Here is a 13,941-nt window from a genome sequence, read left to right on the forward strand (position 1 = left end):
GGCGAAGCCTTTGATAAAACGGCTAAGTTACTTGGTCTTGACTACCCAGGAGGTCCGCGATTAGCTAAAATGGCCGAACAAGGCGTTGCGAAGCGTTTTATTTTTCCTCGCCCGATGACCGACAAACCAGGTCTTGATTTTAGTTTTAGTGGTTTAAAAACTGCAGCATCCATCACTATTCGTGAAAATGACGACGACGATCAAACTAAAGCTGATATAGCGCATGCATTTCAAACAGCGGTTATTGATACGCTGGTTATTAAGTGCAAGCGAGCGCTTAAACAAACAGGTATTAAGCGTTTAGTAATCGCCGGTGGCGTAAGTGCAAATACACAGCTTCGACTGCAGCTTGAACGCGTAATGAAAGGTATGAAAGGCGAAGTTTTTTATCCGCGTACTGAATTTTGTACCGATAACGGTGCAATGATTGCTTATGCCGGAATGCAACGTTTAAAAGCAGGTCAGTTTGCAAGTCTTGATATGAAAACAAAACCGCGTTGGCCAATAGATAGCCTTGAGCCGATTTAACTGCTCAAATTTTAAAGATTTTTGTTTTCATCAGTGGGCGCTTTTTTAGCGCCCACTTTTGGTTCTTCCCCACTAAATAATCTAATAATATTAGTACGATGACGAAATATAATTAACAGCGTAATAAAAGTAACCGGAAGAGTATAAAGTGGTTTTATTAGCCATGTATATAAAGGTGCTAAAGATACAGCTACAAGCGCCGCAAGTGATGAATAGCGTGTTATTGCCACTATAACCAGCCATGTGCAAACAAGTAAACCAGCCAATGATAAGCCAATAGGTAATAATGAGCCAAATGCCGTTGCTACGGCTTTACCGCCTTTGAAGCTAAAAAACAGTGGGTACATATGGCCTAAGCAAGCTGCTACAGCGACTAAACCAAGCTCTAAAGGTTCAACTTCTAAAAAATAAGCTCCCCATACTGGAATAGTGCCTTTTAAAATATCAAACACTAAAACCAAGCAAGCCGGAAATGCTCCGCCTAATCTATAAACATTTGTAGCCCCAGGGTTGTTAGAACCGCTATTACGAGGGTCAGGGAGTTTGAACAACCGCGACACTAAAATAGCCGACGAAATCGACCCAAGTAAATAAGCTAAAACAAACATTAAAGTGGCTAACACACGCTTCCTTATTTTTTAATTGCTATACCAATTGATAGTACTTTTAAGCTATTATTGGCAGCAAAATTTATCGTGAAAATTATTAACAGGCTATTTAATAGCTAGTTTGGTTGTTTTGCTATTGTAGAAGTTATTTTCACATATTTAAACACTGGCTAAACCATATACAGTATTAATTTTATTGATGCTTTGTATCGTTGCTTAGTCGTTTGTTGTTATTTGGAGTATCAATGGATAAGGTTTTTATATCTCAATTGCACGTCGACACTATTATTGGAGTGTACGACTTTGAAAAAGAAAGTAAACAGAGCCTTTATTTTGATATTGAAATGCTTAGTGATATTAAGCCTGCAGCCGAAAATGACGATATTAATTTAGCACTGGATTACTCAAAAGTAAGCGAACGCGTTATTAAGCACTGCACTGCAAAACCTGTTGAGTTGCTAGAAACTTTGGTTGAGCAGTTGGCTGAGATTATTTTAAGCGAGTTTAATACGCCACAAGTTACTATAAGAGTAAGTAAACCTGCAGCAGTAGCACAAGCACAAACTGTGGGTGTTGAAATTACACGTGTTAAGGCAACTGACTAAATGGCCCAAATTTATATCAGCCTAGGGTCAAATATAAATAAAGCGCATTATATACAATGTGCATTAATTGCACTTAAACAGCACTTTGAGCACATTGTGCACTCGTCTGTTTTTGAAAGTGAAGCAGTTGGGTTTGCTGGCAATAATTTTTATAATTCAGTAGTTGGCGCTACAACTGATATGTCGCTTGCTGATGTATGCGCTTTATTAAAACAAATAGAACGTGATAATGGGCGTACGGCAAACGATAAAAAATTCAGTCCACGAACGCTCGATTTAGATTTACTGTTTTATGATGATGTAACTTGCGATTCCCCAGCGCAATTACCACGTGATGAAATAACTAAAAATGCATTTGTATTACAACCTCTGAGTGAGGTTGCCCCAGATTTTTATCATCCTGTAGCTAAGCAAACGATTGCGCAGTTATGGAATGAATATAATAACCCTCAACAAAAGCTATGGAAGGTGGAGTTTTCTAACCTATGAGTATTATCGAAATAATTATTTTAGCCCTCATACAGGGATTTACTGAGTTTTTACCAATATCGAGCTCTGCGCATTTAATTCTCCCATCGCAAATTTTAGGCTGGAAAGATCAAGGGCTTGCGTTTGACGTAGCAGTACATGTTGGTACTTTAATAGCCGTCGTTATTTATTTTCGTAAAGAAGTAGTAGATATACTAAGCGCATGGTTTAAATCTTTTGGTAAGCAAGGCACTACCGATGACAGTAAATTAGGCTGGTGGATTATATTAGGTACAGTGCCTGCCGCTATTTTAGGTTTACTTTTAAAAGATTTTATAGAGTTGTACCTACGAAGCGCTTGGGTAATTGCTACTACCACTATTGTATTTGGTTTATTGCTTTGGTACGCGGATGCAAAAGGTAAGCAAATTAAAACTATTTATCAGCTTAATTGGAAAACAGCACTTATTATTGGTTTTGCACAAGCTGTTGCAATGATCCCGGGTACTTCTCGATCAGGTATCACGATGACCGCTGGTTTAATGTTGGGTATGAATAAACAAAGCGCAGCGCGTTTTTCGTTTTTACTAGCGATTCCGATTATTTCTATGATGGGGCTTTATTATATTGCAGAGCTTGCACTGGGTGACCATGTAGTTGATTGGAATACATTATTACTGGGTGTGGTGCTATCGTTCTTATCGGCTTATGCATGTATATTTATGTTTTTAAAAGTAATAGAGCGAATGGGTATGTTGCCATTTGTGATATATCGTTTATTACTCGGTGTCGGTTTGATTGTATTTTTAATGATGTAGAAAATAATTGACTAGATAAAAAAGCCTTCTAACTAAGAAGGCTTTTTTATTATCAAGTGGACATTTTGGCACGAGTGAAATGCTTACTCGCAATGGTAACTAAGCACGAATTTTGGCATTATAGCGCCATTAAACTTTGCATAGCGCTAAAGTGAGCATACGATTTAAGGAAAGTATATGCATATACATATTTTGGGCATTTGTGGCACGTTTATGGGTGGCATTGCAGCCATTGCTAAATCATTAGGTCATAAAGTAACGGGTTCTGATCAAAACGTTTACCCACCAATGAGTACGCAACTTGAAGAGCTTGGCATTGAACTGACTCAAGGCTACGATGTATCTCAATTAGAGCCAAAGCCAGATATGGTAGTTATCGGTAATGCAATGAGTCGTGGTAACCCGTGTGTTGAATATGTGCTTGATAAAGGTCTGCCTTACACCTCTGGCCCTGAATGGCTTAAACATAATTTATTACAAAACTCGTGGGTACTTGCTGTCGCCGGTACGCATGGTAAAACAACCACAGCAAGTATGCTTGCGTGGGTGTTAGAGTACGCAGGTTTAAAACCAGGGTTTTTAATTGGCGGCATAGTCCAAAATTTTGGTGTATCGGCCAAAGTCGGCGAAACGCCATTTTTTGTTATTGAAGCCGATGAATACGACACTGCTTTTTTTGATAAGCGCAGTAAGTTTGTACACTACCTTCCGCGTACGCTTATTTTAAACAATCTTGAATTCGATCACGCTGATATTTTTGAAGATTTAAACGCAATAAAAAAACAATTTCATCACTTAATGCGTACATTACCTCAAAGCGGCAAGGTAATTTGGCCTAAGCAAGACGTAGCGCTTAACGATGTAATAGCACAAGGGCTTTGGAGCGAAAGCGAAACGTTAGGCGATGATTGGAGCTATGAATTAATAAAAGCCGACGGTAGTGAGTTTAATGTGCTTTTAAATAACGAAAAGCAGGGCACTGTTTGCTGGCAAGCAATAGGCGAGCATAACGTTAAAAATGCAATTATGACTATCGCAGCAGCGCGCCATGTGGGTATAGCTGTTGATCATAGTATTGATGCCTTAGGTGAGTTTATTAGCCCTAAAAGGCGTATGGAGCTAAAGGCTGATATAAATAATATTAAGGTGTATGACGATTTTGCGCATCACCCAACAGCAATTAAAACTACGCTTGCAGGACTGCGCGCAAAAGTAGGCGATGAAAAAATTATCGCTATTTTAGAGCCGCGCTCAAACACCATGAAAATGGGTGTGCATCAATATACATTATTAGATTCACTGCGTGATGCTGACGACGTACTACTTTTTGAACCAGAGAATCTAAATTGGTCGCTAAAAGAGCAAGCAGATAAAGCGGGTATGCAGTGCTTTAGCAGCACACAAACAATTATTGATACGGTGCTTGAAAATATTGAGCCTAATCAACATATTTTAATTATGAGCAATGGTGGTTTTAATGGCCTTCATCAACACCTTGTTGATGGTTTAGCTGATAAATACAGCGGAGAATAGTGTGCAATTTAAAGATAGAATTACGCTCGCTTTTAGCGGTGCATCAGGTGCACCTTATGGTTTAAGGTTACTTGAAGTATTGCTTGAGCAGCAATTTCAAGTTTACGTACTAATCTCAAGTGCAGCACGAGTGGTGCTTGATACAGAATCAAATATTAAGCTCTCTGGTAACGAAGATAAAGCCACTGAGCAGTTAAGTACGCTGTTTAATGCTAAATCTGAGCAGTTAAAAGTATACGGTAAAGATAACTGGTTTAGCCCTGTGGCTTCGGGCTCTGCTGCACCTAAAAAAATGGTGGTATGTCCATGCAGTGCTGGGTCGGTTTCTGCAATTGCAGTAGGGGCGTCAGATAACTTATTAGAGCGCGCCGCCGATGTCGTTATTAAAGAACGCGGACAGTTAATTTTAGTGCCGCGCGAAACACCATTTAACGAAATTCATTTAGAAAATATGCTTAAGTTATCTCGTTTAGGTGTGACCATAATGCCAGCAGCGCCTGGTTTTTATCATAAGCCACAAAGTATTGAAGACTTAGTCGATTTTATGGTGGCAAGAATTTTAGATCATTTAAACATTGAACATAACCTAACAAAACGTTGGGGTTATGGTGAGGGTAAGTAATGAATAAGCAAAATATTGCTTTAAATATAGAAGGCCTTACCAAGGTTTACAAAAATGGTGTTGAGGCTATTAAAGGCGTTGATTTACAAGTTAAAGAGGGCGACTTTTTCGCTTTACTTGGTCCAAACGGAGCAGGTAAATCAACCACTATTGGTGTTATTTCGTCACTTGTTAATAAAACAAAAGGCAAGGTAGAAGTATTTGGTTGTAATATTGATACTGATTTAGAAGCTGCAAAAGCGCATTTAGGCTTAGTGCCGCAAGAGTTTAACTTTAGTCAGTTTGAAACACTTAGCCAAATACTTGTTAACCAAGCCGGTTATTATGGTGTGCCACGTGGCGAAGCCCACAAACGTGCTGATAAATACTTAGCACAGCTTGGCTTACTTGAGAAAAAAGACAAACAAGCACGTACGCTTTCAGGCGGTATGAAACGCCGATTAATGATTGCGCGTGCCCTTATGCACGAACCTAAGTTGCTTATACTTGATGAGCCAACAGCGGGTGTAGATATAGAATTACGCCGTTCAATGTGGGATTTTTTACGCCAAATAAATGAGCAAGGCGTTACTATTATTTTAACTACACATTACCTTGAAGAAGCAGAGTTACTGTGTAAAAACATCGCCATAATCGATAATGGCCGAATTGTTGAAAACACCACCATAAAAGCATTGCTTGCAAAGCTTGATAAAGAAACCTTTATTTTAGATTTAAAAATGCCAGCAAGCCCTGTCACGCTTGAAGGTTATAAATTTACCATGACGGACGATCATACTGTTGAAGTGGAAGTCGCTAAATCTCAAGGGCTAAATGCTGTATTTAGTGCATTAACAGCTCAAGGTAATACTGTGTTGAGTATGCGAAATAAAGCAAACAGATTAGAAGAGTTATTTGTAGGATTACTAGAGCAAGGGCGGGGCGAATAAATGTTTAAATATGGTGTAGCCTTAAAGAGTTTATGGATTAAAGAGTGTATCCGTTTTTTACGTATTTGGGTGCAAACTTTAGTACCGCCAGCAATTACGATGAGCTTATATTTTGTTATTTTTGGTAACTTAATTGGTTCACGCATTGGTGATATGGGCGGCTTTAGTTATATGGAGTTTATTGTACCTGGCCTTATAATGATGTCGGTTATTACTAACTCTTATTCCAATGTAGCCTCTAGTTTTTACTCAACAAAGTTTCAAAAAAGCATTGAAGAGCTTTTAGTTGCACCTGTACCTAACTACATCATTGTTCTAGGTTATATGGGGGGCGGTATGACGCGCGGCATTATGGTGGGCTTTATAGTGACCTGTGTGTCGTTATTATTTGTTGATATTCAAATTCATAATATTTTTGTAATTATGGCGACGGTTATTTTAACCTCAGCCGTGTTTGCTTTAGGTGGTTTAATTAATGCAATTTACGCAAATAGTTTTGACGATATAAGCATTATCCCCACCTTTATACTAACGCCATTAACTTACTTAGGCGGTGTATTTTATTCAATTACGTTGCTGCCTGAGTTTTGGCAGAATGTATCACAAATCAACCCTATAATTTATATGGTTAACGCATTTCGTTATGGCTTTTTAGGTGTGTCGGATGTTGATTTGAGCGTGGCTCTTGGGGTTATTTTAATATTTATAACAGCGTTATTTACATTAGCGCTTACATTGATCAAAAAAGGTGTGGGGCTAAGACACTAATGAGTGATGCAAATTCACGTAGTATTGTATCTAATCAAGCGGGTATTCACGAAAAGCTTGATGAAATAGTAAATAAGCACTTAGATGCTGAATTTAAAAAGCCAATTGCAGCGCATACCCAAGCCGCATTTGATGAGGTTAATGCCAAAGTACAAGCCTTTAGTGGTCCGCTTATTTTAGACTCGTGCTGTGGCGTGGGTGAAAGTTCAGCTAACTTAGCTAAGCGCCACCCTGATGCACTTGTAATCGGTATTGATAAATCGTCGCACCGCTTAGATAAGCACGATGTTGAATATAAGCAAACCGACAGTGGTCAGTACATCTTAGTGCAAGCAGACTTAAATGACTTTTGGCGTTTAGCGGTTGCTGCTAATTGGCAACCTACGCACCATTATTTGTTGTATCCAAACCCGTGGCCTAAATCTAAGCATATTCGTAGGCGCTGGCATGGCGCAGCTATTTTTCCATTTATCGTTAAGTTAGGTGGAAAATTAGAAGTGCGCAGCAATTGGGATATTTACGTTAAGGAGTTTGCTCGGGCGCTTGAATTAACAGGCAACCCTTGCGATGTGACACTTTATGAATCAGACGATGCAATTACGCCTTTTGAGCGTAAATACTGGGCCAGTGGCCAGCAAAGCCACCGACTCGTTATAAACTTACCTTGCTAAAGTAAGTTAAAGTGCTAATTCTTCTGTAACCGTATTAACATGTGGCACTGGGTGGGCAAAGTAGTTGCCTTGCATTAGTGTCACATTCGCCTTTTTAAGTGCGGTTACTATGGTTGCATTTTCTACGGATTCTGCCATTAATTGTAAACCAAGTTGATTAGCAAAACTGGCTATATGTTCAATAAACAAGTAGATATCTTTGTCATTCACTATTTGCTTTATTAGTGCGCCATCGAGCTTAATACCATCTACTTCCAGCTTAAGTACGTTTGATATATTTGAATAACCACTACCAAAGTCATCAATAATAACCTTAACGCCTTTCGTTTTAACCATTCCAATAAATGCTTTTACTTCAGAAAAGTTAGCAATAGCTTGGGTTTCTAAAAGCTCTAGTGTGATATTACCAGGATGCGGGTAACGCTTAAGTTCGTCTGCAATAAACTCACTTAAATTAGGGTCGAGCATATCTTGTGCAGTTATATTTAAACTCCAGCAAATATCTGTTTTTCTAAAGCGACTAACACATTGTGAAAATATAGTACGGGTAAGTATTCCGTCCATTCTTGAGCGAGTAACAACATTTAAAAATGCATCAGGTTTTAATACTTCACCTTGGGCTGTTACCATTCGAGCTAAACATTCGTATTGAACAACTTTATTGGTATTAGTATCAATAATGGGTTGAAAGTAAGGCACTATACGGTTGTTATCAAACGCTTCACGCACCTCTTTAGCCATTTCAACATTGTATTGATATTGCGTTTTTACATCGTGTAGCGCTTTTGAGTAGTTAACTACGCTATGCCTGCCTTGTTTGGCTTGCAGCGCCGCTATATGAGCGTTTTCAAGTAGTAGCGATTTATTGCCACTGGCAATACCTGCACATAGAGTTATATAAATAAAAGGGTCAGTTAACACTGGGGTATTAAAGTTATATGTTTTTACGAGATCGGTAAATTCGTCATTACTCATTTCTTTAGGCGCGAGTAATACTATTTTGTTGGTTGCTAGTCTGTATATATGGCAATGCGCAGAGCTTCTGAGTTTAAAGTGAATGAGTAAGTTTTTCATTACTTTATCACCCACTTCAGTGCCGTAGAAACTGTTTATATCTTCTATTTCATTAACCCAAATAACGGCTAACTGCATGTGATGAGCATTACTTTTTTTAATAAAGTACTCAAGAGCAATATGATTAGAAAAACCAGTACTTGAGTCAGTTGCTAAAGAGCGCTTTAGTAAATAAATATATATGGCGGCAACAAGTATCGCGATAAAAAAGAAGAAGCTCGCCATTGCAGCAGCTTTCGATACACTTTCTTTAAGTTTCTCGTTTAAATTGTAAATAGTTATATCGGCACCCGTTAAATAGGTATTGCCGTTAATAGGGTCAACGTAAGGAATAAAAATAGTTTTAAAGTGGCCCCACTGATCGCTCGATATTTCAAATACAGGCTCGGTTGAGTAAAAAGCACTTATATTTGCATCGGTAGCTTCAGGGTAGAGATCTAAAAATTGAGTTACTTTGCCATTATTCTGATCGTCTTGCGTGTAGCTTGATGAGCTAAAAAGAACCTTTCCGTCTTTTAAAATCATTGAATACACATAAGCAATATCAAGTGCTTGAGCAAACTCAGAGAGCTGTTTACTCTTATTTTGATAGTAAGAAAAACTTATGTTGTCGCCTTGATTAACCGCACTTAAGTAATTTTCACCTAGAATATGTTTAACGCTGGTGGCGGCATTAAGTAAGCGATTATCAACCGACTGCATTATTTCAGCACGCGTGGTTTGGTAAGTGTAGTAAACATAGGTAAGCAAGCTTATTAAAAATAAGCTAAAGCCTGCCACTATCCAACTAACTTTGACTCTTCCTTCTGGCATATGTGTCCCTTTTTTGTTATCAAATTTATTATACCCAAAATAAGTAAATGCCCAATAAATAATTAGGTTTAGTCAAATTTTAATTAAATTATCATTTTTTTGTCATCGCTTTGATTGCTTTTACAGGTTTAAACGAGACATTTTAGTTATATTGCAGTAAAGTTAGCGCAATTTTTAAAGAAACACGATTGCTCTAAATGTCCTAATAATTAGGAGTTTTTGATGGGTAAGCGCGTGTTTTAGCTACACACACTAGGTATTGAGATGGATCAAAAGCGTTGTGCCGTCGCCTCTAAAGAAAGCCTTAAGCGTATATTTACTGTACCTGAAGCGCCAGACTCAACTTTAAGCAAAATCGAGCTTGAAATTTCGAGTAATTTAGCAGGTTTCTTAAACGAAAATATAGCGGCAATTGAAAAACCATTACATGAAATCGAAAAAGATTTTCAGTCGGCAGTAATCCCAGAGGATCCAACGTTTGTATCTGCTTATGCTCAAGATATAATGGAGCAACTTGTTGCGCATTCTGTGCATACAGCTGCGCCTAGCTTTATTGGTCATATGACCTCTGCCTTGCCGCATTTTTTATTACCGCTATCAAAATTGATGGTAGGGCTAAATCAAAATCTAGTAAAAATAGAAACGTCTAAAGCGTTTACGCCTCTTGAGCGTCAAGTGCTTGGAATGATGCATCATTTAGCTTATGGGCAAGAAGATTCGTTTTATTCTAAATGGATGCACAGTGCTAAAACCTCATTAGGTGCATTTTGCTCAGGTGGAACGGTTGCAAATATTACTGCGCTTTGGATTGCGCGAAACCGCTTATTAAAACCCGATGGTGATTTTAGAGGTATTGGCGCACAAGGCCTAATTGCCGGTATGCTGCATTACGGCTATAAAGGTTTAGCAGTATTAATATCAGAACGCGGACATTACTCATTAGGTAAATCAGTTGATTTACTCGGTATTGGTCGCGATAACTTAATTGGTATTAAAACCTGCGAAAATAATAAAGTTGATGTAGGAGCTATGCGCGAAAAAGCACGTGAGCTTGAATCGCAAGGCATTAAAGTAATGGCGATTATTGGGGTAGCGGGTACAACCGAAACCGGTAATATTGACCCACTTGATGAAATGGCTGACTTAGCACAAGACATTAACTGCCATTTTCATGTAGATGCTGCATGGGGAGGAGCGACCCTTTTATCGAACACGCATCGCCCTTTACTAAAAGGGATTGAGCGAGCAGATTCAATTACCATCGATGCACATAAACAAATGTATGTACCAATGGGAGCGGGCTTAGTTTTATTTAAAGATCCCGCTGCCACAGATGCAATAGAGCATCACGCTGAGTACATATTACGTAAAGGTTCAAAAGACTTAGGTAGCCACACGCTTGAAGGCAGCCGACCTGGTATGGCAATGTTAGTACATGCTTGCTTACGTGTTATTGGTCGTAAAGGTTACGAAATGCTGATTGATCGAAGCATCAAAAAAGCACATTACTTTGCTGATTTAATTAAAGCTGATGAAGACTTTGAGCTTATTTCAGAACCTGAATTGTGCTTATTAACGTATCGTTATGTACCTAAGCAAATTAAACAAGCAATAGCCGATGCAGATGCTGCAACTCGGTTAGATATTTTTGCTTCATTGAATCGATTTACTGCCAGTATGCAAAAACGTCAGCGAGAGTCTGGTCGCTCATTTGTATCACGTACTCGTTTAACGCCTTCTAAATACGATAATCAACCTACAGTTGTATTTAGAGTGGTACTTGCAAACCCGCTTACCTCAGGTGCTATTTTAAAAGAGATATTAGCTGAGCAAAAAGAGTTGGCTGCAACAGATCCGGTATTCAAAAAATATTTAAGAAAATATATGTAATCTAAATACAAAAAAGGGTCCATATGGACCCTTTTTTAATATCAAAAGTATTTATTAATGTAAAATACGTGCTCTAATTGTACCCTCAACAGCGCTTAGTTCTTTAAGTGCTACCTCAGATTGATCTGTATCTACATCAATAACTACATAACCAATAGATGCGTCTGTTTGTAGGTATTGCGCAGCAATATTAATACCGTGCTGTGCAAACGCTTGGTTAATTTGCGTTAGTACACCAGGGCGGTTGTGGTGTACGTGTAATAAACGGCTACGATTAGCAAGCTCAGGCAGCGATACTTCAGGGAAGTTAACCGCAGTAATAGTTGAGCCATTATCTGAGTATTTAGCCAGTTTACCCGCTACTTCAATACCAATGTTTTCTTGTGCTTCTTGTGTAGAACCACCAATGTGCGGCGTTAAAATAACATTGTCGAATTGGCGCAGTGGCGATACAAATTCTTCATCGTTAGATTTTGGCTCAGTAGGAAACACATCGATTGCTGCACCACTTAGTTTTTTCTCTGTAAGCGCTTCTGCAAGAGCATCAATATCAACCACAGTTCCGCGTGAGGCATTGATCAAAATAGACCCCTGCTTCATAACAGCAAGTTCTGCGCTACCAATAAGGTTTTTAGTTTGCGGTGTTTCTGGTACATGTAAGCTAATAATATCAGAGCGTTGTAATAGCTGAGTTAGGTTATGAACTTGTGTTGCATTACCCAGTGATAACTTATCTTCGATATCGTAATATTCAACGTTCATACCGATATTTTCAGCCATAATACCTAGCTGAGTACCAATGTGACCGTAGCCAATAATACCTAAAGTTTTACCACGTGCTTCAAACGAACCATTTGCTGTTTTTAACCAGCCACCACGATGAGCCGCTGCATTACGCTCTGGAATACCGCGTAATAAAAGTAGAATTTCACCAAGTACAAGTTCAGCAACTGAGCGAGTATTAGAAAACGGTGCGTTGAACACAGCAATACCGCGTTCGCGTGCTGCATCTAAATCAACTTGGTTTGTACCAATACAAAAACACCCAACAGCAACTAGTTTGTCAGCTGAGTCTAATACGGCTTGGTTAATATGAGTACGAGAACGAAGTCCTACAAAGTGAACATCTTTAATGCGCTCTTTAAGCTCGTCCTCAGGTAAGGATGTTTTAACGTAGTCGATATTGCTGTAACCGTTACGTTTTAGCGTTTCAACAGCGCTTTGGTGAACACCTTCAAGCAAGAGAATTTTAATTTTGTCTTTTGCTAACGATACCTTACTCATAACCTCATCCTATTTAATTTGTGGCCCATTTTTGGTACCGATAATCACTTTATCAGCACCTCGCATCGCAAATAGGCCGTTGGTAACTACGCCAACAATTGAATTTATTTGTGCTTCAAGTTGTTTAGCATTGGTAATTTTTAAGTTAAATACATCTAATATCACGTTACCGTTATCGGTAACTACGCCTTGGCGATAAACAGGGTCACCACCAAGTTTTAATAATTCTCGTGCAACGTAGCTGCGTGCCATTGGAATAACTTCTACCGGAAGCGGGAAGTCGCCCAATGTATCTACCAGTTTTGTGTCATCAACAATACACACAAACTGTTTTGCAACTGCCGCTACTATTTTTTCACGTGTTAGCGCTGCGCCGCCGCCTTTAATCATTTCGTTTTGAGCGTTTATTTCGTCAGCGCCGTCAACGTATACATCTAAAGCAGCAACGTTATTAAGCTCAAATACTTCAATACCCAACGCTTGTAGGCGCGCGGTTGAGGCTTCTGAGCTTGATACAGCGCCTACAATAGTGTCCTTTACTGAGCCAAGGGCATCAATAAAGTGATTAACAGTAGAGCCTGTACCCACACCTACAATGGTGTTTTCTTTTACAAACTCGAGTGCTGCCCAAGCAGCTGCTTTTTTTAATTCGTCTTGTGTCATTGCTTTGTGCTCATGTATGTCAGAAATATGCGGTTAGTAATCAAATTTAATTGTTACCAACAGTATGTTTTATCTGGGGTGATAATGGTTTTAAGTGGTACATCCCACGACTCGATTGGTAGGGCCTCAACTTTTTGGCATTCATGTGCAAGGCCAATCAGTTGTGGTTTTTGCCAATTTTGTTCGTGTAAACGCGCCAAAGTCCGGTCGTAAAACCCACCTCCCATTCCTAGGCGATTACCTTGTTTATCAAATGCAACTAATGGCATAAGGAGGTAATCAAGCACTGGTAATGGGCATATTTGAGAGCAGTTCAGCTTAGGCTCCAAGATACCATAGCGATTTGCTCTCATGGGTGAGTTTTTCTCATAGCGCTGAAATAGTAAATTAGCGCCATTGAATGGGTGTATTATAGGTAGGTAAACGGTATGATTTAAACTCCATAATTCTTTAATTAACAATGAAGTGTCTAGCTCCCCATCGTTACTTAAGTAAATGGCAATATGCTTTGGATTCGTTGTTTTTTCGCTTTTTAAATGTTGAATAAAATTCATTTTTAGCGATTGCGCAGCAATTATTTGCTGATTGTTTGACAAGTTTTTACGGGTGTTACGAATTTCTGCTCTTATTTTTGTGCGTTTATTGCTCATTAAATTAATTAGCCATT

The 13,941-nt window shown here is 38.8% G+C and carries 15 protein-coding genes; 10 read left to right on the forward strand and 5 right to left on the reverse strand.

The window, feature by feature from the left end; translation table 11 throughout:
- Nucleotides 1–528, forward strand: a 528-nt coding sequence (locus L656_RS0120375) for a Kae1-like domain-containing protein (protein ID WP_024600588.1), incomplete at its 5' end; no start/stop codon positions are given.
- Between the two features lie 11 nt (nucleotides 529–539).
- On the opposite strand, the gene plsY is transcribed toward L656_RS0120375, so the two are convergent.
- On the reverse strand, nucleotides 540–1,151 hold the full coding sequence (gene plsY / locus L656_RS0120380) for a glycerol-3-phosphate 1-O-acyltransferase PlsY (protein ID WP_024600589.1): 612 nt from the start codon (nucleotides 1,149–1,151) through the stop codon (nucleotides 540–542).
- A 230-nt stretch (nucleotides 1,152–1,381) separates the two neighbouring features.
- On the opposite strand from plsY, the gene folB reads away from it, so the two are divergent.
- From folB to trmB, 8 genes are all read left to right on the forward strand, one after another.
- A complete protein-coding gene (gene folB / locus L656_RS0120385) occupies nucleotides 1,382–1,741 on the forward strand; it encodes a dihydroneopterin aldolase (RefSeq protein WP_007584738.1) in 360 nt (119 codons plus the stop codon).
- Complete coding sequence (gene folK / locus L656_RS0120390; RefSeq protein ID WP_007584740.1) at nucleotides 1,742–2,230, forward strand: 2-amino-4-hydroxy-6-hydroxymethyldihydropteridine diphosphokinase; 489 nt, start codon at nucleotides 1,742–1,744, stop codon at nucleotides 2,228–2,230.
- Nucleotides 2,227–3,027, forward strand: coding sequence for an undecaprenyl-diphosphate phosphatase (locus tag L656_RS0120395; protein ID WP_024600590.1), 801 nt, complete (start codon nucleotides 2,227–2,229; stop codon nucleotides 3,025–3,027). Before folK ends, L656_RS0120395 begins: the two co-directional genes overlap by 4 nt.
- 177 nt (nucleotides 3,028–3,204) lie before the next feature.
- Nucleotides 3,205–4,560, forward strand: coding sequence for a UDP-N-acetylmuramate:L-alanyl-gamma-D-glutamyl-meso-diaminopimelate ligase (mpl, locus tag L656_RS0120400; RefSeq protein WP_024600591.1), 1,356 nt, complete (start codon nucleotides 3,205–3,207; stop codon nucleotides 4,558–4,560).
- A 1-nt stretch (nucleotide 4,561) separates the two neighbouring features.
- Nucleotides 4,562–5,182, forward strand: a complete 621-nt coding sequence (locus L656_RS0120405; protein ID WP_024600592.1) for a flavin prenyltransferase UbiX — start codon at nucleotides 4,562–4,564, stop codon at nucleotides 5,180–5,182.
- Nucleotides 5,182–6,111, forward strand: coding sequence for an ABC transporter ATP-binding protein (locus tag L656_RS0120410; protein ID WP_024600593.1), 930 nt, complete (start codon nucleotides 5,182–5,184; stop codon nucleotides 6,109–6,111). Before L656_RS0120405 ends, L656_RS0120410 begins: the two co-directional genes overlap by 1 nt.
- A complete protein-coding gene (locus tag L656_RS0120415; RefSeq protein WP_024600594.1) occupies nucleotides 6,112–6,879 on the forward strand; it encodes an ABC transporter permease in 768 nt (255 codons plus the stop codon).
- The gene (gene trmB / locus L656_RS0120420; protein WP_024600595.1) at nucleotides 6,879–7,550 is read left to right on the forward strand and encodes a tRNA (guanine(46)-N(7))-methyltransferase TrmB; all 672 of its coding nucleotides are present in this window, start codon (nucleotides 6,879–6,881) and stop codon (nucleotides 7,548–7,550) included. Before L656_RS0120415 ends, trmB begins: the two co-directional genes overlap by 1 nt.
- A 6-nt stretch (nucleotides 7,551–7,556) precedes the next feature.
- Here the strand turns inward: trmB and L656_RS0120425 are convergent, their stop codons facing one another.
- Nucleotides 7,557–9,437 carry a bifunctional diguanylate cyclase/phosphodiesterase gene (locus L656_RS0120425; protein WP_024600596.1) on the reverse strand — a complete coding sequence of 627 codons (1,881 nt, stop codon included), beginning with the start codon at nucleotides 9,435–9,437 and terminating at the stop codon, nucleotides 7,557–7,559.
- A gap of 264 nt (nucleotides 9,438–9,701) precedes the next feature.
- Between L656_RS0120425 and panP the strand changes: the two genes are divergently transcribed.
- Complete coding sequence (gene panP, locus L656_RS0120430; protein WP_024594075.1) at nucleotides 9,702–11,327, forward strand: pyridoxal-dependent aspartate 1-decarboxylase PanP; 1,626 nt, start codon at nucleotides 9,702–9,704, stop codon at nucleotides 11,325–11,327.
- A gap of 54 nt (nucleotides 11,328–11,381) precedes the next feature.
- Here the strand turns inward: panP and serA are convergent, their stop codons facing one another.
- The 3 genes from serA to L656_RS0120445 are packed head-to-tail and all read right to left on the reverse strand — an operon-like array spanning nucleotide 11,382 to nucleotide 13,924.
- Entirely contained in the window at nucleotides 11,382–12,611 is a 1,230-nt protein-coding gene (gene serA / locus L656_RS0120435; RefSeq protein WP_024600597.1) for a phosphoglycerate dehydrogenase, read from the reverse strand.
- A 9-nt stretch (nucleotides 12,612–12,620) separates the two neighbouring features.
- A complete protein-coding gene (rpiA, locus tag L656_RS0120440; RefSeq protein WP_024600598.1) occupies nucleotides 12,621–13,274 on the reverse strand; it encodes a ribose-5-phosphate isomerase RpiA in 654 nt (217 codons plus the stop codon).
- Nucleotides 13,275–13,327: 53 nt separating this feature from the next.
- On the reverse strand, nucleotides 13,328–13,924 hold the full coding sequence (locus L656_RS0120445) for a 5-formyltetrahydrofolate cyclo-ligase (protein ID WP_024600599.1): 597 nt from the start codon (nucleotides 13,922–13,924) through the stop codon (nucleotides 13,328–13,330).
- Nucleotides 13,925–13,941: the final 17 nt, after the last annotated feature.

Source organism: Pseudoalteromonas sp. TAE56 (assembly GCF_000497955.1).
In the GTDB taxonomy this organism is placed as follows: domain Bacteria; phylum Pseudomonadota; class Gammaproteobacteria; order Enterobacterales; family Alteromonadaceae; genus Pseudoalteromonas.